This window comes from Streptomyces sp. NPDC091649 (genome assembly GCF_044756785.1).
Classification (GTDB): Bacteria; Actinomycetota; Actinomycetes; order Streptomycetales; family Streptomycetaceae; genus Streptomyces.
The window spans coordinates 552,706-577,781 of record NZ_JBIVTR010000001.1 but is presented as its reverse complement, the minus strand read 5'-3'; the positions used below and the strand labels follow the sequence as shown (position 1 = coordinate 577,781).

The window sequence follows — 25,076 nt, the reverse complement described above, 5'->3', positions numbered from 1 at the left end:
GACTGCCCGACATCACCATCCAGCGTAGACACCACGCCCGCTTCGGGCCTCAGTGCTCCGCCGACTCCCGGCCTGCGGCAGGATGGACGCCACCTGGTACGTACGCGTCATTCGGGTACGTACTGAAGACAACCGCTGGAGACGCCCGGTGAGTTCCCCAGATCCGCAGGTTCGCGCAGCGCGAAACCTGACCGACCCCTCGCCCGAGAGCACGCCCGAGAAAAAGAGCCCCAGGGCCCCCAGAAATCGGGGCCCCGTCGTCGCGGTCACCGGCGCCGCCACCGGCATCGGCGAACTGCTGACCGCCCAGCTCGCCGCATCCGACGCCGTCAAGCAGGTCATCGCCATCGACGAGCGCCGCGGAGAGGTCTCCGAGGCGACCTGGCACATCCTCGACGTACGGGATCCGGCCATCGCCGAGAAGCTGCGGGGCGCGGACGTCGTCGTTCACCTGGCCCTCGATCTCGATCTGGAGACCGACCCCGCCGCCCGGACCGCGTACAACGTACGTGGCACCCAGACGGTGCTCACCGCCGCGGCCGCCGCCGGGGTCCACCGGGTCGTGCTGTGCACCTCGGCGATGGTCTACGGCGCGCTTCCCGACAACGACGTGCCGCTTTCCGAGGACGCCGAGCTGCGCGCCACCGCGGAGGCCACCGGGGTGGGCGACCTCCTGGAGATCGAGCGGCTCGGCCGCCGGGCCCCGCGCGCCCACCCCGGGCTCAACGTCACCGTCGTGCGCCCCACCGTCCTGGTCGGCGGCACCGACACCGCCCTGACCCGCTACTTCGAGTCCCCGCGCCTCCTGGTCGTCGCCGGATCGCGCCCGGCCTGGCAGTTCTGCCACGTCGAGGACCTGGTGACGGCGCTGGAGTACGCCGCGCTGGAGAAGATCGACGGCGAGTTCGCGGTCGGCTGCGACGGCTGGCTGGAGCAGGAGGAGGTCGAGGAGCTCAGCGGTGTGCGCCGGATGGAGCTGCCCTCCGCCGTCGCGCTCGGGGCCGCCGCCCGGCTGCACCGGATCGGCCTCACCCCGTCCCCGGCGGGCGACCTGGCGTACACGATGCACCCCTGGGTCGTCAGCGTCAGCCGGCTGCACGATGTGGGGTGGCGGCCGAAGTGGACGAACGAGGAGGTGCTCGGCGCCCTCCTCGAAGAGGTCGAGGGCCGACACACGCTCGCCGGACGCCGCCTCGGCCGCAAGGACGCCACCGCCGCCGGAGCCGCCGGAGCCACGGTCGCCCTGCTCGGCGCCGCCGCCGTCGTCCGCCGTGCCCGCAAGGCGCGCCGCCGCATCTGACCGCCCACCGCTCCGGGGGGCCTGTAGGAGACTCCAAACCGTTCGGCCGGCCGCCGGTCGAACAGGCAATACCGGGATGTCGGCGCCGTACGGCACGATGGGTGCATGGCATCCACTCACGACCACCCCGGCGAGCGCGCGGCGGCCGACCCCGTCCGGCTGCTGGCGATCCGGGACGCCCCGCTCTCCGTCGACGAGGTCTTCCGCGCCGTCGGCGACGACGCGGCGGGCGGCATCGCGCTCTTCGTCGGCACCGTGCGCAACCACGACGCCGGTCAGGACGTCGGCGCGCTCGGCTATTCCTGTCACCCCTCGGCCGAGGACGAGCTGCGCCGGGTGGCGGAGAAGGTCGTCGCCGACTTCCCGGTCCGCGCACTGGCGGCCGTCCACCGAGTGGGTGAACTGGAGGTGGGCGATCTGGCCGTGGTCGTCGCCGTCGCCTGCCCGCACCGCGCGGAGGCGTTCGACGCCTGCCGCAAGCTCATCGACGACCTCAAGCACGAGGTTCCGATCTGGAAGCACCAGCGTTTCTCGGACGGTACGGAGGAGTGGGTCGGCGCCTGCTGATCGCAAACCGGACCGGGACGCATCGGCCCCGATTTGCGTAACCGCCCCCCCGCCATGAGCGTTGGTCTTCCGGATCGTTAATCTGCTGATCGGGTACCCGGTCGCTCATGGGGTAGGGAGGTCGTGATGGCGGCACTCGCTTGGCTGTTGATTCCACTTTTCGCTGCTGTCGGCGGTGCGATATGGGCGAGTTGGGCTGCCCGCAATCGCACGACCGGCGATGTCACCGAACTCGCCGGCTACGCCAGGTTCCGCGACGCGATGGAGAAATCGCACTCCGGTTCCGAGGCTCTCTGAGACCGCCGCACGCCGCGTGACCGCCTTCCGCCGCGTGTTTCCGCCGCCTCGCACGGACCGGCCCCGGCGGTGCACTGACAGGCCCTTCCCGTACTGTCGTTCCATGCCACGCCGCACCGCGACGATGCTCGCTTCCACCCTCGTCCTCATCGCGCTGCTCTGCGCAGGCGTGCTGATCAAAGTGCCGTACGCGGAGATGTCCCCGGGGCCGACGGTCAACACATTGGGCGACGCGCGTGGCGAGCCCGTCCTGCAGGTCTCGGGTCGTAAGACGTACCCGGCATCCGGGCATCTCAACATGACGACGGTCCGCGTCACCGGAGCGGATTACCGGATGAACGTCGTCGAGGCCGTCTACGGCTGGCTTGCCCACGACAGCGTCGTGGTGCCGCACGACACGCTCTACCCGGACGGCAAGACCGAGGAGCAGTCCACCCAGGAGAACGCCGAGGAGTTCAGCCAGTCCCAGGAGAGCGCCAAGGTGGCCGCCCTGAAGGAGCTGGACATCCCGGTCTCCACGCAGGTCGTGGTCTCCACGGTGGTCAAGGGCAGCCCCTCCGAGGACAAGCTGCACGCGGGCGACGTGATCAGGGCCGTCGACGGCACGGCCGTCGAGAAGCCCGGCGACGTGGCGGAACTCGTCACCCAGCACCGGCCCGGCGAGGACGTCACCTTCACCGTCATCCCGGAGAAGGACGCCGCGGCGGCCGAGAAGGCGGGCCGTGCCCCCGAGGGCGACGAGAAGGAGATCACCATTACGACCGCCAAGGCCCCCGCCGCCGAGGACGGCGGCGAGGACCGGGCGATCGTCGGGATCAGGGCCGGCACGGACCACACGTTCCCGTTCGAGATCGACATCAAGCTCGCGGACGTCGGCGGACCGAGCGCCGGACTGATGTTCTCCCTGGGCATCATCGACAAGCTCACCCCGGGAGACCTGACCGGCGGCAAGTTCGTCGCGGGCACCGGGACCATCGACGACGCCGGCAAGGTCGGCCCGATCGGCGGCATCACCATGAAGCTGGTCGGCGCCCGCGACGCCGGCGCCCGCTACTTCCTCACGCCGGACGACAACTGCGCCTCGGCCGCGGCCGACATCCCCGACGGGCTCACCCTGGTACGGGTCAAGACCCTTGAGGACGCCACGAAGTCCCTGGAGCGGATCGGCTCGGGGAAGGCCGCGGACCTGCCGAGCTGCTCGACCGGCTGACGGCCGTGCCGCCCGGGAACCGTACGACGGGCCCCGGGCAGCGGCCGGATCAGGACTCGAACGTCGCCGCGAGCGCTTCCGCGAGCCCGGGCACCAGACCGGCTCCGGTCAGCACCTCGGTGGGGGAATCCTTCTCGCGCAGCCGCACGGCGGACTCGCGCGCCCCGTCCCGCAGAACGGCCACGGTCATCCGCACCTCCTGCCGGTCGGGGTGCCTGGCCACCCATTCGGTCAGCTGCTTGTCACTGAGACCTTCCGGCACGGACGCCTCCGCGGAGGGCGGCAGCATCAGCCGCTCCACCGTCATGGCACAGCCGACCACGGCGTCGGGCCAGGCGATCGTGCCGAGGAAGTCGTCGAGCGCGGTGCCCGCGGGCAGCTCGTCCTGCTCGATCGGGGTGAGCGCGGCGACGGAGGAGCTGGGGTCCTCAAGCCCCAGCTGAGCGGCGAGGCCGGGCTCCTGGACCCGCAACCGGGCGGTGTCGACCAGGGCGAACAGCCGGGCGGGCTGGTCCCAGCCGAGGTTGGAGGCATAGGCGTCGATTTCGAGGACGGCGACGGTGAGGGGACTCGCGGCCATCGGGGGTCCTGCGGGGGAAACGTTGGGCATGGGCAACATCCTGCCTCCTTCCGCCCCGGGAACGGGAACTAGGTAAAGCCTCAGTAAGTTGCATAGGTGGGCTCTAGGATCGCTGGGCCTGTTCCACACGACCGCGAACTTCGAGGTGCGCACGTTGGCTTTCCAGATGCCGGACCGCGGCGGAGGCCCGACCGGGCCACGGATCAGAGTCGGCCGCCCGTCCCGGCGCGCCCGTACCCTGCTCATGACTTTGGGTGTCCTGGCGGTCCTCGCCATGGCCTTCGTCATGTTCGCCGGGTTCTGGACGGACTGGCTCTGGTACAGGTCGGTCGCGTATTCATCCGTCTTCACCACCACCCTGTGGACCAAGATCGGGCTGTTCCTCGTCTTCGGACTGCTGATGGCTCTCGCCATCGGCGTGAACATCTGGCTCGCGCACCGGCTCCGGCCGCCGCTGAGCGCGATGTCGCTGGAGCAGCAGAGCCTGGACCGCTACCGCATGAGCATCGCCCCCTACAAGAAGTGGGTGCTGCTCGCCGTCACGGCGCTCATCGGACTGATCGCCGGAGCTTCCGCCTCCGGCCAGTGGCGCACGTGGCTGATGTACGTCAACGGCGTGTCGTTCGGCCAGAAGGACCCCCAGTTCAAGCTGGACGTCGCCTTCTACGCCTTCGACCTGCCGTGGTACCGCTTCCTGCTCGGCTTCGGCTTCGCGGCGACCGTTCTCGCGCTGATCGCCGCCGCCCTGACGCACTACCTGTACGGCGGGCTGCGCATCACGAGTCCCGGCGCCCGGGCCACCGGGGCGGCCACCGGCCACCTCTCGGTACTCCTCGGCATCTTCGTCTCCCTGAAGGCCGTGGCCTACTGGCTCGACCGGTACGGGCTCGCCGTGAAGTCCAGTGACTTCAAGGCCACCGACAACTGGACGGGCCTGCGGTACGTCGACGCCAACGCCTACCTCCCGGCGAAGACGATCCTGTTCTGCATCGCCGCGATCTGCGCGGTGCTGTTCTTCGCGACGCTGTGGCGCCGCACCTGGCAGCTCCCGGTCATCGGCTTCGGCCTGATGGTGCTCTCGGCGATCCTGATCGGCGGGCTCTACCCGGCGATCGTGCAGAAGTTCCAGGTCCAGCCGAACGAGCAGGCCAAGGAAGCGCCGTTCATCCAGAAGAACATCGACGCCACACGCGACGCGTACGACATCGATGACGCCAAGGTGGACGACTACGACGGTCAGGCGACCACGAAGGACGACGCGAAGCTGCGGGCCACGGCCAACACCGCCGCCAGCTACCGCGTGATGGACCCCAACGTCGTCTCCCCGGCCTTCCAGCAGCTCCAGCAGAAGAGGAACTACTACCAGTTCCCCAAGACGCTGGACGTCGACCGCTACAAGGACGACGAGGGCAACGAGCAGGACACCGTCATCGGCCTGCGTGAGCTGAACATCCAGGGCCTGCCCAAGCGGAACTGGATCAACGACCACTTCACGTACACCCACGGCTACGGCGCCATCGCGGCCCGGGGCACCACCACCGGCACCAACCCGACGGGGTCCCCGGACTTCACCGAGTCGGGTCTGCCCTCCAGCGGTGACTTCGGCAAGTACGAGCAGCGCGTCTACTACGGCGAGAAGACCCAGCAGTACTCCATCGTCGGCGGGCCCCAGAAGGAGCTCGACTACGAGGAGGACGGCGAGAAGACCACCAGCTACAAGGGTGACAGCGGGGTCAGTCTCTCCAACGCCTTCAACCGCGCCGCGTACGCGGTCTCCTTCAGCGAGCCGCAGATCATGTACTCGGGAGCCATCGGTGAGGGCTCGCGGATCCTGTACAACCGCACGCCCAAGGAGCGCGTGGAGGCGGTCGCCCCGTGGCTGACCATCGACGGCGACGCCTACCCGGCGGTCGTCGACGGCCGGATCCAGTGGATCGTCGACGCGTACACCACGAGCAACGGCTACCCGTACGCGTCCCGGACGACGCTCGGCGACACCACGGCCGACTCGCTGACCACCAATCAGCGCGCGGTCGTCGCCCAGGAGAACCAGGTCAACTACATCCGCAACTCGGTGAAGGCCACCGTCGACGCGTACGACGGCAAGGTCAAGCTCTACGAGTGGGACACCAAGGACCCCGTCCTCAAGACCTGGCGCAAGGCGTTCCCGGGGACGGTCGAGTCCCGCGGTGACATCCCGCAGGCCCTCATGGACCACCTGCGGTATCCGCAGGACCTCTTCAAGGTCCAGCGCGAGCTGCTCACCCGCTACCACGTCGAGGACCCCGCCCAGTTCTACAGCGGCAGTGACGCCTGGCAGGTGCCGGACGACCCGACGAACAAGGAGCCGGGCTCCGTTCCGCCGTACTACCTGAGCATGAAGATGCCGGGCCAGGACGCACAGCAGTTCTCCCTGACCACCACGTTCACTCCCAGGGGGCGCCCCAACCTCGGGGCCTTCATGGCGGTGAACGCGGACGCGGACAGCAAGGACTACGGGCAGATGCGGCTGCTGCGGGTCACCTCCACGGTGAAGGGCCCCGGCCAGGTACAGAGTGAGCTCAACGGCATCGACGACGTCGCCGAGTTCGTGAGGAACCTCAAGGGCACCGACTCGGACATCGAGTACGGCAACCTGCTGACCGTTCCGCTGGAGGGCGGGTTCCTCTACATCGAGCCCGTCTACACGCGCGGTGGCAACCAGAACTACCCGCTGCTGCGCAAGGTGGCCGCCTCGTACGGCTCGAAGATCGTCTTCGAGAACAGCCTCGGAGAGGCGCTCAACGCCGTCTTCGGAGTGGAGGACGACGGGGCCACGACCCCGCCCGATCCCAGTGAGCCGCCGGGCGAGACCGAGGAGCCCCCGGCCACCGGCAGCGCCGCGCTCAAGAAGGCCATCGCGGACGCCCAGGAGGCGTACTCCGACGGCGAGAAGGCGCTGAAGGAGCAGGACTGGCCGGCCTACGGCAAGGCCCAGGAGGCTCTACAGGAGGCCCTGGAACGAGCCGCCGCCGCGCAGCCGAAGGCGGGCAGCGAGGGGGAGAAGGCCGACGACGCCGAGAAGCCGGCGGACGACGCCAAGCCGGACAGCTCGGCCGAGCCCGCGAGCGCCGGGAAACCGGCGGACGCGGACAAGGCGGATCCGGCGAGGAAGCCGGACGCCGACGGAGCCGAGAAGGGCTCCGACCAGGGCAGCTGAGAAGAGTCCACCCCGCGCCGTGGTACGGTTTGAACACAACGGCGCGGGGTGGAGCAGCTCGGTAGCTCGCTGGGCTCATAACCCAGAGGTCGCAGGTTCAAATCCTGTCCCCGCTACTGAAAAGACGAAGGCCCGGATCCCAAGGGATCCGGGCCTTCGTCGTGTCCGTTGTGTGCGCAAGTCGTGTCGGTCCGAGGCAGTCGGCGTGAAGCGCGTTTCGCTGGGCACCAGTTGCGTCCGGGCGTGTTTGACTTGTCTCCCTATGGGCATGTCGACAAAACGCTGAAGTGACCTCACTGGCTGCGATATACCAGGTGTACGCGGGTTACAGGTGGTGCGACGATGGTATTTATGGGGGACAGGGCAACTCTGTTGGAGACAGGGCGGTTTGTGCAGCAGCGCGGCCAAGATGCGAAAAGCGCGGTAGACGCGGCTTTCGCCGCTGCCATCGCCGGGGCGGGCGCACCGGTCCAGCGGACCGGCGCCACCGACACCAGCACCGCCGCCAGCACGTCCGACGAGGACACCACGGACGCGGTCGACGCCGCGGACAGCGCCGAGAGCGAGGCCCGCCACCGTCGCGCCGCCGACGCCGGGGACACCGCGTCCATGAGCGTCCTGGGCGCGCTGCTGCTGCGCCGGGGAGAGCTGGACAGCGCCGAGCGGTATCTGCGCGCCGCCACCGCCGACGGCGACCGGGCCGCCGCCAACAACCTGGGCGTCCTGCTGCACCAGCGCGGCTACCCGGACGAGGCCGCCGGCTGGTGGCGTATCGCCGCCGTGGCCGGATCCGCCGCCGCCGCCCACGCGCTCGGCCGGCACTTCCGCGAACGCGGCGACGAGCCCGGCGCCGAGTACTGGCTGCGCCAGTCCGCCGAGCAGGGGCACGCGCTGGGCGCCTACGCGCTGGCCGACCTCCTGGAGCACCGTGGCGACGTCGGCGCCGAGCGCTGGCTGCGCGCCGCCGCCGAACAGGGACACCGCGAGGCCGCCTACCGGCTGGCCCGCACCCTGGAGCGGAAGGCCGTCGCGGACCCGCACGACGCCTTCGGCCTGGGCCGGGGCGCCGCTTCCGTTCGTACCGGAACGGGCCTCGGCCTCCCCGGTGGCCGTCCCGCACCCGCCCGGGACATGTCGACGGGGCCCACGGGCGCCGGGAGCGCGCGGGCCGACGACAACCCCGTGGCGGGCCCGGCCGCCGGCCGGGTCGGCGAGGCCGAGCAGTGGTACCGCCAGGCCGCCGCCCGGGGTCACCGCCGTGCCGCGCTTCACCTCGGCGCGATCCTGGAGCAGCGCGGCGAGCTCAAGGAGGCCGGACGCTGGTACCTCACCTCCGCCAAGGACGGCGAGCCGCGCGCCGCCTGCGCGCTGGGCTTCCTGCTGCGCGACGCCGGCGACGAGGAGAGCGCCGCCGTGTGGTGGCTGCGCGCTGCCCAGGACGGCGACGGCAACGCCGCCAACGCACTCGGCGCGCTGCACGCCGCGCGCGGTGAGCAGCAGACCGCCGAGCGCTGGTACCGGGCCGCGATGGACGCCGGCGACGTCAACGGGGCGTACAACCTCGGGCTGCTCTGCGCCGCCCAGGACCGCACCCCGCAGGCCGAGCAGTGGTACCGCCGTGCCGCGTACGCCGGACACCGCGAGGCCGCCAACGCGCTCGCGGTCCTGCTCCTCCAGGCGGGCGACCACACCGGGGCGGAGCCCTGGTTCTCCAAGGCGGCCGAGGCGGGCAGCGTCGACGCGGCCTTCAATCTCGGCATCCTGCACGCCGGGCGCGACGAGGACCGTACGGCGCTGGGCTGGTACGAGCGCGCCGCGGCGGCCGGGCACACCGACGCGGCGCTCCAGGTCGGCATCGCCCTGCTGCGCGAGGGTGACGAACGGGAAGCCGAGCGGCACCTGCGCTGTGCCGCGGGCGGCGGCAGCGCCGAGGCCGCGTTCCGGCTTGCCGGTGTGCTGGACGCGCGCCAGCCGCCGCCGGGCCCGCCCGCCCTGGGCGAGCCGATGCCGGAGAAGACCGAGTGCGAGGAGTGGTACGAGCGGGCCGCCCAGCAGGGCCACCGCCGTGCCCAGGTCCGGGTCGGCATGCTCGCCGCCGCCCGCGGGGACGTCGAGAGCGCCGCCCACTGGTACCGGCAGGCCGCCGAGGCGGGCAGCCGCAACGGGGCCTTCAACCTCGGGCTGCTGTTGGCTCGCGAAGGCAGCGAGCGCGAGGCGGCCCTGTGGTGGAGCCGTGCCGCCGGCGCGGGACACGGCCGCGCCGCGCTGCGCCTGGCGCTCCTCGCCGCTCGCCGGGGGGAGCTGACCGAAGGGCAGCGCTGGTGCGCGCGAGCGGTGGAGCTGGGCCCCGCCGAGGTGACCGAACGGGCCGCGCGGCTGCGCGAGGCGCTGCACCAGGAGCTGACCGCCTAGCACCGGGACCGGCGTGTCACGGGCATCGGGCTGAACCGGAACCGGCGTGGCACGGGGCGGGTGTCACCGGTGCCTGGGTGCCGGAGCCGGGTGGCACCGATACCGGGAACGAAGGCCCTTCCACGGCTGTGTGAATGGATTTGCGCCGCCCGACCCGTTGACGTAACGTTGCATTCAACGACGCGGGGTGGAGCAGCTCGGTAGCTCGCTGGGCTCATAACCCAGAGGTCGCAGGTTCAAATCCTGTCCCCGCTACTGAAAAGACGAAGGCCCGGATCCCAGCAGGGACCCGGGCCTTCGTCATGTCCGGGAGGCGCCAAGGGCCGCGGTCCCGCCCGCGGGCGGGACCCGAAGCGGTCGGCTCAGGCGGCGGTGGCGCAGTTCGGGCAGATGCCCCGGTACGTCACCTCGACGTCGGAGACCATGAAGCCGTAGCGCTCGTCCGCGGGCAGGTCCGCGAGCGGGTTGCCCGCCGGGTGCACGTCCCTGATAGCCCCGCACCGGCCGCACACCAGGTGGTGGTGGGGGCGGTGCGCGTTCGGGTCGTAGCGCTTGGCCCGGCGGTCGGTGGAGACCTCCAGCACCTCGCCGAGGGACACCATCTCGCCGAGGGTGTTGTACACGGTGGCGCGCGAGATCTCGGGCAGCTTGGAAACGGCCCTCGCGTGGACCTCGTCCGCCGTCAGGTGGACGTGATCCCCGTCGAGGACCTCGGCCACGACACGCCGCTGCGCCGTCATGCGCCAGCCGCGTCCACGAAGTCGTCCCAGCAGGTCACTCATGGAGTCCAGCCTAACAGTGGAGGGACCGAGTCCCGATCGGGTGTGACTTTGGATGTTCGCTTGACTTAGACAATGTCCATTGTAGGATCGAGACCGGCATACGCCAAGGGACAGGCTGTGCGGAACATCGGCCCGGCGACCGAGGTCGGCCGATCACCGGAAGTGCAGGACATGACGCAGGAGGCGCACGTGACGCAGGGACCGCTCACAACGGAGGCCGGCGCGCCGGTTGCCGACAACCAGAACAGTGAGACCGCGGGCGCCGGCGGTCCGGTTCTCGTCCAGGACCAGGCGCTGCTGGAGAAGCTCGCCCACTTCAACCGTGAGCGCATCCCGGAGCGCATCGTGCACGCCCGCGGCGCCGGTGCGTACGGCACCTTCACGCTGACCCGCGACGTCTCGCAGTGGACCCGGGCGAAGTTCCTCTCCGAGGTCGGCAAGCAGACCGAGACCTTCCTGCGCTTCTCGACCGTCGCGGGCAACCTCGGCTCCGCCGACGCCGTGCGCGACCCCCGCGGCTTCGCGCTGAAGTTCTACACCGAAGAGGGCAACTACGACCTCGTCGGCAACAACACCCCGGTGTTCTTCATCAAGGACGCCATCAAGTTCCCCGACTTCATCCACACCCAGAAGCGCGACCCGTACACCGGCTCCCAGGAGGCGGACAACGTCTGGGACTTCTGGGGCCTGTCGCCCGAGTCGACCCACCAGGTGACCTGGCTCTTCGGCGACCGCGGCATCCCGGCCACGCTGCGCCACATGAACGGGTACGGCTCGCACACCTACCAGTGGAACAACGAGGCCGGCGAGGTCTTCTGGGTCAAGTACCACTTCAAGACCGACCAGGGCATCAAGAACCTCACCCAGGACGAGGCCAACAAGCTCGCCGGCGAGGACCCCGACAGTCACCAGCGCGATCTGCGCGAGGCGATCGAGCGCGGTGACTTCCCGTCCTGGACGGTGCAGGTCCAGATCATGCCCGCGGCGGACGCGGCCGGCTACCGCTTCAACCCGTTCGACCTGACCAAGGTCTGGCCGCACGCGGACTACCCGCCGATCGAGATCGGCAAGCTGGAGCTCAACCGCAACCCGGAGAACATCTTCGCCGAGGTCGAGCAGTCGATCTTCAGCCCCGCGCACTTCGTGCCGGGTATCGGCCCGTCCCCGGACAAGATGCTCCAGGGCCGTCTCTTCGCGTACGGCGACGCCCACCGCTACCGCGTCGGCATCAACGCCGACCACCTGCCGGTGAACCGCCCGCACGCCACCGAGGCGCGGACCAACAGCCGGGACGGCTTCCTCTACGACGGCCGGCACAAGGGCGCCAAGAACTACGAGCCGAACAGCTTCGGCGGCCCCTTCCAGACCGACCGCCCGCTGTGGCAGCCGGTCCCGGTCACCGGGACCACCGGCAACACCGAGGCCCCCACCCACGCCGAGGACAACGACTTCGTGCAGGCGGGAGCCCTCTACCGGCTCTACTCCGAGGACGAGAAGGCCCGGCTGATCGAGAACCTCGCCGGATTCATCTCCAAGGTCTCGCGCGATGACATCGCCGAGCGCGCGATCAACAACTTCCGTCAGGCGGACGGAGACTTCGGCAAGCGGCTGGAAGCCGCGGTCCAGGCCCTCCGCGGCTGACCGGACGCCTGTCGTCGACGGTGGGCCGGATCCCCTCGCGGGGGTCCGGCCCGCCGGTCGTTCCGGTGCCCGGCGGGCCTCAGCCGGCGGCCGCGGCCGTACGGCGGACGGGCGCCCAGCAACGGATGATGTCGCGCACCGACACGATGCCCACCGGGCCGTCGCCGTCCAGCACGATCAAGTGCCGGAACCCGCCGTGCGTCATGGCTTCCGCGGCCTCCTCCAGGGTCCAGGCCGGGGCGGCGAACACCACGTCGGTGGTGGTGTGGGCGGACGCGGTCTCCCGGTCGGGGTCCATCCCCGACCCGATCGCGTCGAGGATGTCGCGCTCGGTGATGATGCCGAGTCCGCAGGTGTCCGGATCGTGGACGACGGCCGCCCCGATGCGGCGGGCCGACATCAGCCGGGCCGCCTGGCGGAGCGTGTGGGCGGGGCCGATGGTGAGGACCACCGTGCTCATGGCGTCACGGACGAGCATGGGACGAGCCACCTCCTCGGTGAGCCGACTATGTGCGTCGATTCACAAGTGCACAAGCGGGGGGACTCTCAGAGTCGCATCCTCGGGGCGCGCCGACAAGGGGCGGGCGGAGCGCGCCGGAGGGCGTGCGAAGAGCACGCGACGCCCCCGGGCGCGACGCGCGGACCCGTACGGTTTCGGACAGACCAGACAGGACGGCAGTCCAAACAGGACGGCAGACCAGACAGGACGGTCAGTAGCGCTGGTTGAGATAGCCCAGCAGCTCGTCGTGGAGCGGCCCGTTGGAGGCCGCCGCGTTTCCGCCGCCCGGACCGTCCACCCCGTCCAGCGAGGTGAACCGGCCGCCCGCCTCCTGCACGATGATCGCGGTGGCCGCCATGTCCCACAGCGACAGCTCCGGCTCCGCGCAGATGTCCACGGAACCCTCGGCGACCATCATGTACGGCCAGAAGTCCCCGTACCCCCGCGTCCGCCAGCAGGCCCGGGTGAGGTCCAGGAGGCCGTCGAGGCGGCCCTGCTCCTCCCAGCCGGACAACGAGGAGAACGCGAACGAGGCGTCGGCGATCCGCTCCACCTTCGACACGTGCATCCGGGTCGCGGAGGTGAGGCTGCGGCCGGTGAACGCGCCGGCGCCCTTCGCCGCCCACCAGCGCCGGTTGAGCGCCGGCGCGGAGACCACGCCCATCACCGGCTGGAAACCGTCCTCTCCGGCCTCCATCAGCGAGATCAGCGTGGCCCACACCGGCACGCCGCGCACGTAGTTCTTGGTGCCGTCGATCGGGTCGATCACCCAGCGCCGGGGTCCGCTGCCCTCGACCCCGTACTCCTCGCCCAGGATCGCGTCCCTCGGACGGGCCCGATGCAGATGGCCCCGGATCAGCTCCTCGGCGGCCTTGTCGGCCTCGCTCACCGGCGTCATGTCCGGCTTGGTCTCCACCTTCAGGTCGAGAGCCTTGAACCGGTCCATCGTCGCCGCGTCGGCGGCGTCCGCCAGTACGTGGGCCAGGCGCAGATCATCGTGGTAGTCGGGCATGCCGTCACAGTATCCAGCGCCGCCGGGCGCGGGCTACACGCCCCCGCCGCCTGCCGGGACCCTTGACACCCCCCGGGAGCGCGTCAAGTCTGAACCGCAGGACCCAGGGGCCGGGGAGGCGACGATGCCGACAGCGCGGCAGGCACTGCTGGACGCCACCCTCAAAGCACTGGACGACGGGCCCTGGCGCACGGTGCGCATGGTTGACGTCGCGGCCCGGGCCGGCGTCTCGCGGCAGACCCTCTACAACGAGTTCGGCACCAAGGACGGACTGGCCGGGGCCCTCCTGCGGCGGGCCGCCGACGGCTATCTCGCCGGGGTGGACCGCGCCCTGACCGCCCCCGCGCCCGACCGTCCCGCCGCCGTCGCGCTCTGGACCGTGCGGGCCGCCCGCCAGGACGTCCTGGTCAGGGCGCTGCTCACGGGGCACTGGCCGGACGGACTGCCCCGCCCCGACTGCGGGCCGGGCGCCCGAGGGCGTACGGGAGGGGGTCTGCCGCCTGCCCCCGCCGAGCTGCTCACCCTGGTACGGGACCGGATGGTGGCCGTGTCGCCCGAGGTCACCGCCGCGCGCTGCGAGATCGCGTTACGCCTCGCGCTGTCCTGTGTGACCGTGCCGGTGCCGGGCGACCGACGCCGCGGACAGCCGCGCGCTCAAGCTCGTAAGGGAAGGGGCGCGGGCGGCGGTTCCGGCGGGCCTCAGTGGGCGGAGCCGGACAGTTGGAGGCCGATCACGCCGATGATCACCAGGGAGATCGACACCAGCTTCAGTGTGGAGACCACGTCGCCGAGGAAGACCATGCCGTAGATCGCCGTCCCGGCCGCGCCGATCCCGGTCCACACCGCGTACGCCGGACCGACGTCCAGCTTCTTCAGCGCCAGGGTCAGCAGGCCGAAACTGCCGAGGGCGAACGCGGCGAACGCGATCGTCGGCCAGAGCCGGGTGAATCCGTGGGAGAGCTTCAGGCACACGGCGAAGCCGGTCTCCAGCAGTCCTGCGACCACGACCAGCAGCCAGGGCATCGTCAGTTGCCTCCCGCGTAGGTGACGGCATCGTCCCGCTCGGTGCGATTATGCCCTTACCAGTCGTTGAAGCCCGCAAACATGCGCGCGTCGCACGGTCCGATAGCGCGGCTCGCGCCCGTCAGTCGCCCTCGCGCCGTTCCCGGGTCGCGAGAAGCCGGCGCAGGGAGTCCAGCCTCGCCGGATCGGCGTGCCCCTCGGCCACCCAGGCGTCCAGCGCGCATTCGGGCTGGTTCTCCTCGTGGGTGCAGCCGCGCGGACAGTTCTCGGTGCCCGGCTGGAGATCGGGGAAGGCGTTGATGACGCGCGACGGGTCGACGTGGTGCAGGCCGAAGGACCGGACGCCCGGGGTGTCGACCACCCAGCCCCGGTCGCCGGGCAGCGGCAGCGCGAGGGCCGAGGTGGTGGTGTGCCGGCCCCGTCCGGTGACCGCGTTGACGATGCCCGTGGTCCGGCGCCTGTCCTTCGGCACCAGGGCGTTGACCAGGGTCGTCTTGCCGACCCCGGAGTGCCCGACGAAGGCGGTGACCCGGTCGTTCAGGAACGCGCGCACGTGGTCCGCCGCGTCGCCGTTCTCCAGCTCCTCACGGCTGGTCACGATGTACGGGACGCCGAGCGGGGTGTACGCCTCCAGCAGCTTGTCCGGCGACGCGAGATCGGACTTGGTGAGCACCAGGAGCGGGGTGAGCCCGCCGTCGTACGCCGCCACCAGGCACCGGTCGATCATGCGCGGGCGGGGTTCCGGGTCGGCCAGCGCGGTGACGATCGCGAGCTGGTCCGCGTTGGCGACGACCACGCGCTCGTACGGATCGTCGTCGTCCGCCGTGCGGCGCAGCACCGTACGGCGGGGGGAGATGCGGACGATCCGGGCCAGGGTGTCCTTCTCGCCGGAGAGGTCGCCGACGATGGAGACGGTGTCGCCCACCACGGCCGCCTTGCGCCCCAGCTCGCGGGCCTTCATCGCGACCACGGTCCGGCCCTCGACGAGGCAGGTGAGCCGGCCCCGGTCGACGGTGAGGACCATGCCGTCCTCGGCGTCCTCGTGCTTGGGCCGGATGTGCGTGCGCGGCCGGTTGCCCTTGCGGTTGGGGCGGACCCGGATGTCGTCCTCGTCGGGGTTCTTCCCGTAGCGGCGCATGTCCTAGGCCCCGAGCATTCCGGTCCACATGTCCGGGAAGTCCGGCAGGGTCTTGGCGGTCGTGCCCACGTTCTCGATCTCCACGCCCTTCACCGCCAGGCCGATGACCGCCCCGGCGGTGGCCATGCGGTGGTCGTCGTACGTGTGGAAGACGCCGCCGTGCAGCGGACGCGGGCGGATGTGCAGCCCGTCGGCCGTCTCGGTGACATCGCCGCCCAGCTCGTTGATCTCCTTGGTCAGTGCGGCCAGCCGGTCCGTCTCGTGCAGCCGCAGATGCGCGACGCCGCTCAGCGTGGAGGGGGAGTCGGCCAGTGCCGCGACCGCCGCGATGCCCGGGGTCAGCTCGCCGACCTCGCCGAGGTCCACGTCGATCCCGTGGATGCGGCCCGTGCCGGTGAAGGTCAGTCCGCGCTCGGTCAGCTCGCAGCTGCCGCCCATCGCGGTGAAGATCTCCCGCAGCGCGTCACCCGGCTGGGTGGTGTGCTCGGGCCAGTCGGGGATGGTGACCCGGCCGGCGGTCACCAGGGCCGCGGCCAGGAACGGCTGGGCGTTGGACAGGTCCGGCTCGATCGTCAGGTCCCGGCCGAGCAGGGCGGAGGGGGCGACCCGCCAGACGTTCCGCTCGCCGCCCGTCTCCGGCTCGTCCACCTGGGCGCCGACGGCCCGCAGCATGTCGACGGTCATCCGGATGTGCGGCATCGAGGGGAGCGTGGACCCGGTGTGCCGGACCTCCACCCCCTGGTTGAAGCGCGGCGCCGACAGCAGCAGCGCCGAGACGAACTGGGAGGAGGACGAGGCGTCGATCGACACCGGTCCGCCCTCCAGCGCCCCGCCGCCGTGCACGGTCAGCGGCAGCGCTCCGCGCCCGTCGTCGTCGATCCGCGCGCCGAGCGCCCGCAGCGCCTCGATCACGCCGGTCAGCGGGCGCTCGTAGGACCGGGGGTCGCCGTCGAAGCGGACCGGGCCGTCGGCGAGCGTGGCGACGGGCGGCAGGAAGCGCATGACCGTGCCGGCGTTGCCGACGTCGACCGCGGCCGGACCGTGGAGCCCCGCCGGAATGACCCGCCACGCCTCGCCGGAGCTGTCCGGGGAGGCCGCGGCGGACGGGCTGGTGGCGGACGAGGAGGAGACGGTCTCCTCGATGCCGACGCCCATCGTGCGCAGTGCGTCGGCCATCAGCAGGGTGTCGCGGGAGCGCAGCGGGCGGCGGAGCCAGCCGGGCTCGGCGGCGAGCGAGGCGAGGACGAGAGCGCGGTTGGTGACCGATTTGGATCCGGGCACGGTGACGGTCGCGTCGACGGCTCCACTCGCGTGGGGGGCGGGCCAGAGGGCGGGATGCACGGAACTCTCGGTCATGGCCCTTACTTTAGTGGCTCCGCGCCGACCCGGATCCTGATCAAAAGGGCGGAAACCAGCCCGTAACGAAAGAGTGGTACGGACCGCGGCGCGCGTCGCGGTCCCGGTGGGTCCTCACCACCCCAGCAGCCACCGCCCGCCGCCGATCAGCGAGCACAGCGACACCGCGTGGAAGAGGAACAGCCACAGCACCGCCGGAGCGTGGGTCAGCCGGGCCAGCTGGTCCGCGTCGGAGTCGGGGGCGCCTCCGTGACGTCGCTTGGACTGGAGCTCGAAGGGCGGGCGCACCCCGCCCAGCAGCAGGAACCACACCACCGCGTACGCGAACGCCGCCTGGACGTCCGAGGAGGCCAGCCAGGACACCAGCAGGAAGGCGGTGCCGGTCAGGATGACGGTGAGGGCCCCGTACACATTGCGGATCATCACCAGCATCACTGCGAGCAGCGCCGTCGCCACCCACAACAGGAGGGTGATCCTGCCGGCACTCAGGAGCCAGGCGCCGCCCAGGCCCAGCAGCGACGGGGCCGTGTAGCCGGCCGCCGCCGTGAGGATCATGCCGATCCCCGTGGGCTTGCCACGGCTCACGGTCAGTCCGCTGGTGTCCGAGTGCAGCCGGATGCCGGAGAGCTGCCGCCCGGTGAGCAGGGCCACCAGCCCGTGGCCCCCCTCGTGCGCGATGGTGATGGTGTTGCGGGCGAGCCGCCATATCGGGTTGGGCACGACGGCGACGAGCGCCAGGGTGGCCGTCACCACCACCAGCCACTGTTCGGGAGCGGACTGGGTTCCGGTGACGCGATCCCACAGATCGCCCAATTCGGTGCTGTTCATCGGCCGGGCGACTCCTTGCGGTCGGGGCGGGCGGTCGTGGCAGTCTGGCACCTATGTGCGGACGGTTTGCAGCCAGTCGGAAGCCCGAGGACCTGACCGGGCTCTTCGGCGTAGAGAAGTGGGAGCCCACCGAGGCCCTGGAGCCGGACTGGAACGTGGCGCCGACCAAAGAGGTCTACGCGATTCTGGAGCGCCCTGTTAAGGACGCCGAGGACCAGCGCCCGGTTCGCCAGCTGCGCGCCCTGAAATGGGGACTCGTGCCGTCCTGGTCGAAGACCCCCGAGGGCGCCGCCCGGATGATCAACGCCCGGGCGGAGACCGTGCACGAGAAGCCCTCCTTCCGCCGCGCCTTCGCCCAGCGCCGCTGCGTCCTGCCCGCCGACGGGTACTACGAGTGGGTCACCGGCTCCGAGGAACGGCGGCTGGAGGAGAAGAAGGGCAGGAAGCGGGCCCGGAAGCAGCCGTACTTCGTGACCCCCGCCGACGGGTCGGTCTTCGCGATGGCCGGGCTCTACGAGTTCTGGCGCGATACGACGCTGCCCGGCGACCACGAGAACGCCTGGTGGGTGACCTGCTCGGTGATCACCACCGAGGCCGAGACCACCCCGCTGGGCGTCGCCCCCGCCGAGGGGCCCGGCGCCCTCGCCGACATCCACCCCCGGATGCCGCTGATGCTCACCCCCGACCGCTGGGACGCCTGGCTGGACCCCGGGCACACGGACCTCGACGAGCTGCGCACCCTGCTGGAGCCGCCGCCCGGCGGGCTGATGCGCGCCTACCCGGTCGCCACAGCCGTCAGCAACGTCCGCAACAGCGGGCCCGAACTGCTGGAGGAGCTGGCGGCGCCGGAGGAGTCCACGCTGTTCTGAACGGCGCGCGGGAGAGGATGGCGCGGTGAGCCGTCAACGCAGTACGCAGAACGTCACCACCGACGCCGGTGAGGCCAGGATCACCTGGGTCCCGGCGTCCCGGCCCCGGATCGTGCTGGCCGTGAGCCACGGGGCGGGCGGCGGCATCGAAGCCCGCGATCTGAAGGCCCTGGCCGCGGCACTGCCCGGACACGGCGTCACCGTCGCCCTGGTGGAGCAACCCTGGCGGGTGGCCGGCAAGAAGGTGGCGCCCGCCCCGAAGACGCTGGACACCGGCTGGCGCGGCCTGTGGCCCGCCCTGGCCGCTCCCGGGCTCCCCGTCGTCTCCGGAGGCCGCAGCGCCGGGGCCCGGGTCGCCTGCCGTACGGCGACGGAGCTGGGCGCGGCGGCCGTCCTCGCGCTCGGCTTCCCGCTGCACCCTCCGGGCAAGCCCGAGAAGTCCCGCGCCGGCGAACTGCTGGGGACGGGGGCGCCCACGCTGGTCGTGCAGGGCGGCAACGACCCCTTCGGCAGGCCGGAGGAGTTCCCGCCCGGTCCGTACGAGCTGGTCGAAGTGCCCCACGGCGACCACGGGTTCGCGGTGCCGAAGAGGTCCGGCACGACCGAGGAGGAGACGATGCGCGTCCTCACCGACGCGGTCGCCGGGTGGATCGCGTCACTCGGTCGGCCGGGCCCCGCCCCGGGGTGACACGGGCCTCACGCGCGGTCCGCGGGCCCCGGGAATGCGCCGTGGCGGGGCGCTGTTGTTCGGGACGTCGGTACAGATACGCCGTATGTGGAGAGAGGGAGTCCGTCGCATGGGTTCGACCATCTGCCCCAGCCGCTCGAACGCCGCTGACCTGGAGTGGACGGTGCTGCCTGCGGCGAGGACCAGCCACGAGCGGCCGCCGGGCGGTGCTGATCGACAGCCCGTCTCGAAGCGAGGTCGACTATTCTCCGATGCGAGCGGGTCCGGTTTCGGCTCCGCCACATCGTTGGAGGAGGTGGGTCCGGTCACTGGGACCGACACAGGGACCGACGACGGCCGTGCACCGGAGACGTCAGCCGAGCGCAACGCGCGCTTCGAGCGGGACGCCCTCGGTTTTCTCGACCAGATGTACTCGGCCGCGCTGCGCATGACGCGCAACCCGGCCGATGCCGAGGATCTCGTGCAGGAGACCTACGCCAAGGCGTACGGCTCCTTCCACCAGTTCCGTGAGGGCACCAACCTCAAGGCGTGGATGTACCGCATTCTCACCAATACCTTCATCAACTCGTACCGCAAGAAGCAGCGGGAGCCTCAGCGCAGTGCCGCCGAGGAGATCGAGGACTGGCAGCTGGCACGGGCCGAGTCGCACATGTCGACCGGTCTGCGCTCGGCCGAGTCCCAGGCCCTCGACCATCTCCCGGACTCCGACGTGAAGTCGGCGCTCCAGGCGATTCCCGAGGAGTTCCGCATCGCCGTGTATCTCGCCGATGTCGAGGGCTTTGCCTACAAGGAGATCGCGGACATCATGGGGACTCCCATCGGTACGGTGATGTCCCGGCTGCACCGCGGACGCCGCCAGCTGCGCGGCATGCTGGAGGACTACGCCCGTGAGCGCGGGCTCGTCGCGGCCGGTGCCGGGGACTCGGACGATCGGAAGGGCTCGGCCTCATGAGCTGCGGAGAGCCGCACGAGACGGATTGCTCGGAGGTCCTCGATCATCTCTACGAGTTTCTCGACCGGGAGATGCCAGAGGGCGACTGCACGAAATTCGAGGTGCACTTCGAGGAGTGCTCCCCGTGCCTGGAGAAGTACGGCCTGGAACAGGCCGTGAAGAAGCTGGTCAAGCGCTGCTGCGGACAGGACGACGTCCCGACCGACCTGCGCTCCAAGGTGATGGGCCGGATCGACCTGATCCGGGCCGGTGAGGCCGTGCCCGACCAGGACGTGACCGTCCAGGACACGGACCGGTCGACGACCGCCGCCGAATAGTCATCCGCAGTGCTCCGCCGGACCCGTGGGGTCCGGCGGGACGGCCGCTGACGCCCCCGTCGAGGTGGGCGCGGCGGCCCGCCGCGTTTTCGGGGCCTCCGCCCGCCTTCCCGCCCCGTCCGCCGCCGAATCGCCGGGGCGTCCGGCGCATAGGCCGGCCCGCGCGGGGAATGTGTGCGCGGGGCCGCGCTGTGCGCCGGGGCGGCGCCGGGGCGACCCGGGCCCGGCGCCGCCCCGGCGCCGCGACCGGCCGCAGGGGGCGGAGGCGCCGGCGGGCGTCCTCGCGCGGGGCGGTCCGGCCCCGTCCGGAGTGGGTAACCCATGGGTAATGAGCGGGCGTCCGGCCGAGCATGGTTGGATGCGAAAGCAGAGCGGATGACGAGGGTGTCCAGTCGGGACAGGCGGGAATCGTGAGGATCTTCGGGAAGGTACGGCATCGGCCGTCCGCCTCTTGGCGGCAGGCCACGGACCGCGCGTTCACGCTGATCGGCGACGGCCGGTACGAGGACGCGGGGGCCCTGCTCACGCGCGCGGCGGATCTGGAGCCCTGGCTCTCGGAGTCCTGGTTCAATCTGGCGCTGCTGCACAAGTTCCGGCACGACTGGGAGCAGGCGAGGGCGGCGGGCCTGCGGGCCGTCGCGCTGCTCGACCGGGAGTCCGGCGCCCCGGACTGGTGGAACGTGGGGATCGCGGCCACCGCGCTCCAGGACTGGCCGCTGGCGCGGCGGGCCTGGCAGGCGTACGGCCTGAAGGTCCCCGGCGGCGGTCAGCACAGCGCGGCCACCACCGAGCCGACCGGCATGGAGCTGGGCAGCGCCGCGGTGCGGCTCTCGCCGGAGGGCGAGGCCGAGGTGGTCTGGGGCCGCCGGCTCGACCCGGCCCGGATCGAGGTGCTCTCGATCCCGCTGCCGTCCTCCGGGCGGCGCTGGGGCGAGGTGGTCCTGCACGACGGGGTGCCCAACGGCGAGCGGGTCACCGCGGCCGGGCCCTCGTACCCGGTCTTCGACGAGATCGAGCTGTGGGCGCCGTCCCCGGTGCCGACCTGGGTGGTGCTGCTGGAGGCGGCCACCGAGGACGACCGGGACGCGCTGGAGAAGCTGGCGTCGGACGCCGGGTTCGCCGCCGAGGACTGGTCCTCCTCCGTCCGGCTGCTGTGCCGGGCGTGCTCGGAGAGCCGGATGGAGAGCGACGAGGGCGACGGGGAGCATCTGGACCCGCACGACCACAGTGAGCCGGGCCACCCCGGGCCGCTGGGCCACCGCACCGCGGGTGCCGGCGACCTGTGGGTCCCCGAGCGCGAGTGCGGGCTCGCCGCCCCGGCCGGGCTGGTGCGCGGGCTGCTGGACGGCTGGGTCGCCGACAGTCCGGACAGCCGGGAGTGGCGGGATCTCGAAGAAGTCTGCTGACCTGTGCCCGTAGGCTGTACGCGCACCGATCGCGGTGCTGTTCTTCCGAGGCGCCCGGCATCCGGGGCCCTCGGGTCACCGAGTTCAGGTTTTGCAGGAAGGCGTACGGCGGACATGTCGCAGCAGGAGACGGACGGGCGGATCGGCGTGGACGACGAGGGGTTCCTCGTCGACACGGAGGACTGCGAGGAGCGCGAGGCGGCCTGTCGCGAGCGCGGCACCTCCCGTCCGATCACGGTCGTGGGCAACCCGGTGCTGCACAAGGAGTGCAAGGACGTCACCGCGTTCGACGACGAGCTGGCGCGGCTGATCGACGACATGTTCGCCAGCCAGAAGACGGCCGAGGGCGTCGGCCTGGCCGCCAACCAGATCGGCGTGGACCTGAAGGTCTTCGTCTACGACTGCCCCGACGACGACGGGGTGCGCCACACCGGCGTCATCTGCAACCCGGTCCTGGAGGAGCTGGCCCCCGAGGCGCGGGTGCTGGACGACTCCAACGAGGGCTGCCTCTCGGTCCCGACCGCGTACGCCTCGCTCGCCCGCCCCGACTACGCGGTGGTGCGCGGCCAGGACGCCCAAGGCAACCCGATCAAGGTGCGGGGCACCGGGTACTTCGCGCGCTGCCTCCAGCACGAGACCGACCACCTGTACGGCTACCTCTACATCGACCGGCTCTCCAAGCGGGAGCGCAAGGACGCGCTGCGGCAGATGGAAGAGGGCACTCCGCGCTACGAGGTCGTCCCGAACGACTGAGGACATCGCGGCGCACGTCGCGGCAGGGGTTCGGAGCCGGTGGGCCGGCGGCGGGCCCCTGCCGCTTTTTCGTGGGACCCCTGGCAGATAACTGCAGTTTCCCCGAGGGTAGTTGACGCGCGTAGCTTGCCGGGGCAGGCTCACTGGGACATTGACCGTGACGTTCAGAGGGAGACCCCTGTGCTGAGACGTACCGCACGCGTTCTGCTCGGGTTTGTCATGACCATTACCTTCGCTTTGGGCGGTGCGGTACTGACCGCCGGTACCGCGCAGGCCGACGGCTGCTACACCTGGAACCGCACCCTGAAGGCCGGTGCCACCGGCAACGACGTCACCCAGCTCCAGATCCGGGTGGCCGGGTACCCGGGCTACAACACCGTGCTCGCCATCGACGGCTCCTACGGCCCCGCCACCACCGCCGCCGTCAAGCGGTTCCAGTCGGCCTACGGCCTGACCGCCGACGGGATCGCCGGACCCGCCACCCAGACCAAGCTCTACGCGCTCCAGGACAACGACTGCACGCCGATCCACTTCACGTACCCCGAGCTCAACAAGTGCAACAGCACCTGGGCCGGCGGGAAGGTCTCGGCGGGCACGGCCAAGGCCAACGCGCTGAGCAGCATGTGGAAGCTGGAGGCGCTGCGGCACGCGCTGGGCGACCAGTCCATCCGCGTCACCAGCGGCTTCCGCTCGGTCTCCTGCAACGCGGCCGTGGGCGGGGCCTCCAACAGCCGCCACATGTACGGCGACGCCGTCGACCTCGGCGCCTCCCCGCACTCGCTCTGCACGCTGGCCAAGCAGGCCCGCTACCACGGCTTCCGGGGAATCCTCGGCCCCGGCTACTCGGGCCACAACGACCACGTGCACGTCAACGCGGGCCCCAACCGCTTCTGGTCGGCGCCCAGCTGCGGCATCTGATCACCGGCGGCCGAGGCCGCTGAACGTGCCCGGCGGCGCTCAGGCGACGTCGGGCACGGCCATGGCCGCCGGGCCCCGGAAGGTTCGGCGGTAGGCGTTCGGCGTGGTGCCCAGTGACCGCACGAACTGGTGCCGCAGCGTCGCCGCCGTGCCGAAGCCCGTCTGCCCCGCGATCGTGTCGATCGTCCGGTCGGACGTCTCCAGCAGGTGCTGGGCCAGCAGCACCCGCTGGCGGAGCAGCCAGCGGTAGGGCGTGGTCCCCGTCTCCTGCTGGAACCGCCGGGCGAAGGTGCGCGGGGACATGTGCGCCAGAGCGGCCAGCTGCTCCACGCTCATCTCCTGGTCGAGGTGCTGTTCCATCCACGCCAGGGTGGAGCCGACGGTGTCGCAGGCGTTGGCGGGCAGGGGGCGGCTGATGTACTGCGCCTGCCCGCCGTCCCGGTGCGGCGGCACCACCATGCGCCGGGCGAGGGTGTTGGCCGCGTCCTGGCCGTACTCCTGCCGGATCAGGTGCAGGCAGGCGTCGATCCCGGCGGCGGTGCCGGCCGAACTGATCACCTGGCCCTCGTCCACGTACAGCACGTCCGGCTCGACGATCGCCTTCGGGTGGCGACGGGCCAGCTCCGCCGCGTGCCGCCAGTGCGTGGTGCAGCGGCGGCCGTCCAGCAGTCCGGCCGCGCCCAGGACATACGCCCCCGAGCAGACGCTCAGCACCCGCGAGCCGCGCTCCACGGCCCGGCGCAGCGCGTCGAGGACCTCCGCCGGATACTCCCGCGCCACGAAGTCGCTGCCCGCCGGCACGGCGATGAGGTCGGCCTCCTCCAGCCGCTCCAGGCCGTGCGGCGTGGTGATGGTGAAGCCCGCGTGGGTGTTCAGGACGGGGCCCTCGGCGGAGACCACCGCGAAATCGTGGGCCGGCAGGCCGTCGTCACTGCGGTCGAGGCCGAACACCTCGCACAGGACGCCGAGTTCGAAGGGGTGGACCTCGTCGAGGAGGAGGGCGGCGACATTGGTCGGCATGGGACGAGTGTGGCAGCTATTTGATGTCCCATGGCAGTCCTGCCACTGCTGATTTTCGCCCGGGCGGTCCAGAGTAGAGGCATGAACACATTCCTGAACTACCTGGTCGTAGCAGCACTTTTCGCCCTCGTCCTGGCGCCCGTGGCCCTCGGCCTCGTCCGTGAACGCCGCATCGACCGCCAGCTCCGGGAGGCGGAACGGGGACGCCGGGCGGCCGGACCTCCACCGGCGGAAGACGCCGCGCGACCGGTTCTCGCCGCGCGGCGCCCCCACCTCAGGAGCTGGGCCAGGATCTGACCGGTCCCGGAC

General features: G+C 71.3%; 25 protein-coding genes and 2 tRNA genes. 18 read left to right on the top strand and 9 right to left on the bottom strand.

Annotated features, from left to right (window positions below; genetic code table 11):
* The first annotated feature begins 148 nt into the window (after positions 1-148).
* The 4 genes from ACIQMU_RS02535 to ACIQMU_RS02520 all read left to right on the top strand — a co-directional run bounded on the left by ACIQMU_RS02535 (position 149) and on the right by ACIQMU_RS02520 (position 3,374).
* Positions 149-1,300: an SDR family oxidoreductase gene (locus tag ACIQMU_RS02535; protein WP_402688075.1), complete on the top strand. Its 1,152-nt coding sequence runs from the start codon at positions 149-151 to the stop codon at positions 1,298-1,300.
* Between the two features lie 105 nt (positions 1,301-1,405).
* Positions 1,406-1,867, top strand: a complete 462-nt coding sequence (locus ACIQMU_RS02530; RefSeq protein WP_352238109.1) for a molybdenum cofactor biosynthesis protein MoaE — start codon at positions 1,406-1,408, stop codon at positions 1,865-1,867.
* A gap of 126 nt (positions 1,868-1,993) precedes the next feature.
* Positions 1,994-2,164: a hypothetical protein gene (locus ACIQMU_RS02525; protein ID WP_015611229.1), complete on the top strand. Its 171-nt coding sequence runs from the start codon at positions 1,994-1,996 to the stop codon at positions 2,162-2,164.
* A gap of 103 nt (positions 2,165-2,267) precedes the next feature.
* Positions 2,268-3,374 (top strand): PDZ domain-containing protein, encoded by a 1,107-nt coding sequence (locus ACIQMU_RS02520; protein ID WP_352238110.1) that lies wholly within the window; start codon positions 2,268-2,270, stop codon positions 3,372-3,374.
* 49 nt (positions 3,375-3,423) lie between these two features.
* On the opposite strand, the gene ACIQMU_RS02515 is transcribed toward ACIQMU_RS02520, so the two are convergent.
* Positions 3,424-3,993 carry a PPA1309 family protein gene (locus ACIQMU_RS02515; protein ID WP_352238111.1) on the bottom strand — a complete coding sequence of 190 codons (570 nt, stop codon included), beginning with the start codon at positions 3,991-3,993 and terminating at the stop codon, positions 3,424-3,426.
* A 127-nt stretch (positions 3,994-4,120) separates the two neighbouring features.
* Here ACIQMU_RS02515 and ACIQMU_RS02510 point away from each other — a divergent pair, with 127 nt between their 5' ends.
* The 4 genes from ACIQMU_RS02510 to ACIQMU_RS02495 all read left to right on the top strand — a co-directional run bounded on the left by ACIQMU_RS02510 (position 4,121) and on the right by ACIQMU_RS02495 (position 9,820).
* Positions 4,121-7,153 (top strand): UPF0182 family protein, encoded by a 3,033-nt coding sequence (locus ACIQMU_RS02510; RefSeq protein ID WP_402688240.1) that lies wholly within the window; start codon positions 4,121-4,123, stop codon positions 7,151-7,153.
* A 42-nt stretch (positions 7,154-7,195) separates the two neighbouring features.
* A tRNA-Met gene (locus tag ACIQMU_RS02505) sits at positions 7,196-7,269 on the top strand.
* Between the two features lie 226 nt (positions 7,270-7,495).
* Positions 7,496-9,565: a tetratricopeptide repeat protein gene (locus tag ACIQMU_RS02500; RefSeq protein WP_352238112.1), complete on the top strand. Its 2,070-nt coding sequence runs from the start codon at positions 7,496-7,498 to the stop codon at positions 9,563-9,565.
* A gap of 181 nt (positions 9,566-9,746) precedes the next feature.
* Positions 9,747-9,820 (top strand) — tRNA-Met (locus ACIQMU_RS02495).
* Positions 9,821-9,927: 107 nt separating this feature from the next.
* Here ACIQMU_RS02495 and ACIQMU_RS02490 read toward each other — a convergent pair.
* On the bottom strand, positions 9,928-10,347 hold the full coding sequence (locus tag ACIQMU_RS02490) for a Fur family transcriptional regulator (protein ID WP_352238113.1): 420 nt from the start codon (positions 10,345-10,347) through the stop codon (positions 9,928-9,930).
* A 171-nt stretch (positions 10,348-10,518) separates the two neighbouring features.
* Here ACIQMU_RS02490 and ACIQMU_RS02485 point away from each other — a divergent pair, with 171 nt between their 5' ends.
* Positions 10,519-11,988: a catalase gene (locus ACIQMU_RS02485; protein ID WP_352238114.1), complete on the top strand. Its 1,470-nt coding sequence runs from the start codon at positions 10,519-10,521 to the stop codon at positions 11,986-11,988.
* A gap of 79 nt (positions 11,989-12,067) precedes the next feature.
* Here the strand turns inward: ACIQMU_RS02485 and ACIQMU_RS02480 are convergent, their stop codons facing one another.
* Both ACIQMU_RS02480 and hisN read right to left on the bottom strand, forming a co-directional pair.
* Positions 12,068-12,466: a CBS domain-containing protein gene (locus ACIQMU_RS02480; protein ID WP_352238115.1), complete on the bottom strand. Its 399-nt coding sequence runs from the start codon at positions 12,464-12,466 to the stop codon at positions 12,068-12,070.
* Between the two features lie 232 nt (positions 12,467-12,698).
* The gene (gene hisN / locus ACIQMU_RS02475; RefSeq protein ID WP_164614906.1) at positions 12,699-13,499 is read right to left on the bottom strand and encodes a histidinol-phosphatase; all 801 of its coding nucleotides are present in this window, start codon (positions 13,497-13,499) and stop codon (positions 12,699-12,701) included.
* A gap of 124 nt (positions 13,500-13,623) precedes the next feature.
* On the opposite strand from hisN, the gene ACIQMU_RS02470 reads away from it, so the two are divergent.
* Positions 13,624-14,307, top strand: a complete 684-nt coding sequence (locus tag ACIQMU_RS02470) for a TetR/AcrR family transcriptional regulator (protein WP_402688074.1) — start codon at positions 13,624-13,626, stop codon at positions 14,305-14,307.
* Here the strand turns inward: ACIQMU_RS02470 and ACIQMU_RS02465 are convergent.
* From ACIQMU_RS02465 to ACIQMU_RS02450, 4 genes are all read right to left on the bottom strand, one after another.
* The gene (locus ACIQMU_RS02465) at positions 14,199-14,522 is read right to left on the bottom strand and encodes a multidrug efflux SMR transporter (protein WP_097866095.1); all 324 of its coding nucleotides are present in this window, start codon (positions 14,520-14,522) and stop codon (positions 14,199-14,201) included. The two genes, ACIQMU_RS02470 and ACIQMU_RS02465, sit on opposite strands and share 109 nt — an antisense overlap.
* Positions 14,523-14,643: 121 nt before the next feature.
* Entirely contained in the window at positions 14,644-15,660 is a 1,017-nt protein-coding gene (gene rsgA, locus ACIQMU_RS02460; RefSeq protein ID WP_352238117.1) for a ribosome small subunit-dependent GTPase A, read from the bottom strand.
* Positions 15,661-15,663: 3 nt separating this feature from the next.
* Complete coding sequence (aroA, locus tag ACIQMU_RS02455; RefSeq protein WP_352238118.1) at positions 15,664-17,016, bottom strand: 3-phosphoshikimate 1-carboxyvinyltransferase; 1,353 nt, start codon at positions 17,014-17,016, stop codon at positions 15,664-15,666.
* 114 nt (positions 17,017-17,130) lie between these two features.
* The gene (locus tag ACIQMU_RS02450) at positions 17,131-17,844 is read right to left on the bottom strand and encodes a M50 family metallopeptidase (RefSeq protein ID WP_352238119.1); all 714 of its coding nucleotides are present in this window, start codon (positions 17,842-17,844) and stop codon (positions 17,131-17,133) included.
* 53 nt (positions 17,845-17,897) lie between these two features.
* Between ACIQMU_RS02450 and ACIQMU_RS02445 the strand changes: the two genes are divergently transcribed.
* The 7 genes from ACIQMU_RS02445 to ACIQMU_RS02415 all read left to right on the top strand — a co-directional run bounded on the left by ACIQMU_RS02445 (position 17,898) and on the right by ACIQMU_RS02415 (position 23,747).
* Positions 17,898-18,713: an SOS response-associated peptidase gene (locus ACIQMU_RS02445; RefSeq protein ID WP_402688073.1), complete on the top strand. Its 816-nt coding sequence runs from the start codon at positions 17,898-17,900 to the stop codon at positions 18,711-18,713.
* A 25-nt stretch (positions 18,714-18,738) separates the two neighbouring features.
* Positions 18,739-19,401 (top strand): alpha/beta family hydrolase, encoded by a 663-nt coding sequence (locus ACIQMU_RS02440; RefSeq protein WP_352238121.1) that lies wholly within the window; start codon positions 18,739-18,741, stop codon positions 19,399-19,401.
* 295 nt (positions 19,402-19,696) lie between these two features.
* Positions 19,697-20,353 carry a sigma-70 family RNA polymerase sigma factor gene (locus tag ACIQMU_RS02435; RefSeq protein WP_007458152.1) on the top strand — a complete coding sequence of 219 codons (657 nt, stop codon included), beginning with the start codon at positions 19,697-19,699 and terminating at the stop codon, positions 20,351-20,353.
* Positions 20,350-20,670 (top strand): mycothiol system anti-sigma-R factor, encoded by a 321-nt coding sequence (rsrA, locus tag ACIQMU_RS02430; RefSeq protein WP_352238122.1) that lies wholly within the window; start codon positions 20,350-20,352, stop codon positions 20,668-20,670. The genes ACIQMU_RS02435 and rsrA overlap by 4 nt, the downstream gene beginning before the upstream one ends.
* A 410-nt stretch (positions 20,671-21,080) precedes the next feature.
* Positions 21,081-22,076: a hypothetical protein gene (locus tag ACIQMU_RS02425; protein ID WP_018959149.1), complete on the top strand. Its 996-nt coding sequence runs from the start codon at positions 21,081-21,083 to the stop codon at positions 22,074-22,076.
* A 114-nt stretch (positions 22,077-22,190) separates the two neighbouring features.
* Positions 22,191-22,829, top strand: coding sequence for a peptide deformylase (def, locus tag ACIQMU_RS02420; RefSeq protein ID WP_352238123.1), 639 nt, complete (start codon positions 22,191-22,193; stop codon positions 22,827-22,829).
* 180 nt (positions 22,830-23,009) lie between these two features.
* Complete coding sequence (locus ACIQMU_RS02415; protein ID WP_352238124.1) at positions 23,010-23,747, top strand: D-Ala-D-Ala carboxypeptidase family metallohydrolase; 738 nt, start codon at positions 23,010-23,012, stop codon at positions 23,745-23,747.
* A gap of 39 nt (positions 23,748-23,786) precedes the next feature.
* On the opposite strand, the gene ACIQMU_RS02410 is transcribed toward ACIQMU_RS02415, so the two are convergent.
* Positions 23,787-24,767, bottom strand: a complete 981-nt coding sequence (locus tag ACIQMU_RS02410; RefSeq protein WP_402688072.1) for a GlxA family transcriptional regulator — start codon at positions 24,765-24,767, stop codon at positions 23,787-23,789.
* Between the two features lie 81 nt (positions 24,768-24,848).
* On the opposite strand from ACIQMU_RS02410, the gene ACIQMU_RS02405 reads away from it, so the two are divergent.
* On the top strand, positions 24,849-25,064 hold the full coding sequence (locus ACIQMU_RS02405; protein ID WP_352238126.1) for a hypothetical protein: 216 nt from the start codon (positions 24,849-24,851) through the stop codon (positions 25,062-25,064).
* The last annotated feature ends 12 nt before the right edge of the window (positions 25,065-25,076 follow it).

Coding starts and splice junctions, on each gene's coding strand:
- ACIQMU_RS02500 (WP_352238112.1), top strand. CDS start 7,496: ATGGTATTTATGGGGGACAGGGCAACTCTGTTGGAGACAGGGCGGTTT.
- hisN (WP_164614906.1), bottom strand. CDS start 13,499: ATGCCCGACTACCACGATGATCTGCGCCTGGCCCACGTACTGGCGGAC.
- rsrA (WP_352238122.1), top strand. CDS start 20,350: ATGAGCTGCGGAGAGCCGCACGAGACGGATTGCTCGGAGGTCCTCGAT.
- ACIQMU_RS02445 (WP_402688073.1), top strand. CDS start 17,898: ATGTGCGGACGGTTTGCAGCCAGTCGGAAGCCCGAGGACCTGACCGGG.
- ACIQMU_RS02470 (WP_402688074.1), top strand. CDS start 13,624: ATGCCGACAGCGCGGCAGGCACTGCTGGACGCCACCCTCAAAGCACTG.
- ACIQMU_RS02520 (WP_352238110.1), top strand. CDS start 2,268: ATGCCACGCCGCACCGCGACGATGCTCGCTTCCACCCTCGTCCTCATC.
- aroA (WP_352238118.1), bottom strand. CDS start 17,016: ATGACCGAGAGTTCCGTGCATCCCGCCCTCTGGCCCGCCCCCCACGCG.
- ACIQMU_RS02405 (WP_352238126.1), top strand. CDS start 24,849: ATGAACACATTCCTGAACTACCTGGTCGTAGCAGCACTTTTCGCCCTC.
- rsgA (WP_352238117.1), bottom strand. CDS start 15,660: ATGCGCCGCTACGGGAAGAACCCCGACGAGGACGACATCCGGGTCCGC.
- ACIQMU_RS02465 (WP_097866095.1), bottom strand. CDS start 14,522: ATGCCCTGGCTGCTGGTCGTGGTCGCAGGACTGCTGGAGACCGGCTTC.
- ACIQMU_RS02485 (WP_352238114.1), top strand. CDS start 10,519: ATGACGCAGGAGGCGCACGTGACGCAGGGACCGCTCACAACGGAGGCC.
- def (WP_352238123.1), top strand. CDS start 22,191: ATGTCGCAGCAGGAGACGGACGGGCGGATCGGCGTGGACGACGAGGGG.
- ACIQMU_RS02480 (WP_352238115.1), bottom strand. CDS start 12,466: ATGCTCGTCCGTGACGCCATGAGCACGGTGGTCCTCACCATCGGCCCC.
- ACIQMU_RS02450 (WP_352238119.1), bottom strand. CDS start 17,844: ATGAACAGCACCGAATTGGGCGATCTGTGGGATCGCGTCACCGGAACC.
- ACIQMU_RS02515 (WP_352238111.1), bottom strand. CDS start 3,993: ATGTTGCCCATGCCCAACGTTTCCCCCGCAGGACCCCCGATGGCCGCG.
- ACIQMU_RS02525 (WP_015611229.1), top strand. CDS start 1,994: ATGGCGGCACTCGCTTGGCTGTTGATTCCACTTTTCGCTGCTGTCGGC.
- ACIQMU_RS02530 (WP_352238109.1), top strand. CDS start 1,406: ATGGCATCCACTCACGACCACCCCGGCGAGCGCGCGGCGGCCGACCCC.
- ACIQMU_RS02410 (WP_402688072.1), bottom strand. CDS start 24,767: ATGCCGACCAATGTCGCCGCCCTCCTCCTCGACGAGGTCCACCCCTTC.
- ACIQMU_RS02490 (WP_352238113.1), bottom strand. CDS start 10,347: ATGAGTGACCTGCTGGGACGACTTCGTGGACGCGGCTGGCGCATGACG.
- ACIQMU_RS02510 (WP_402688240.1), top strand. CDS start 4,121: ATGCCGGACCGCGGCGGAGGCCCGACCGGGCCACGGATCAGAGTCGGC.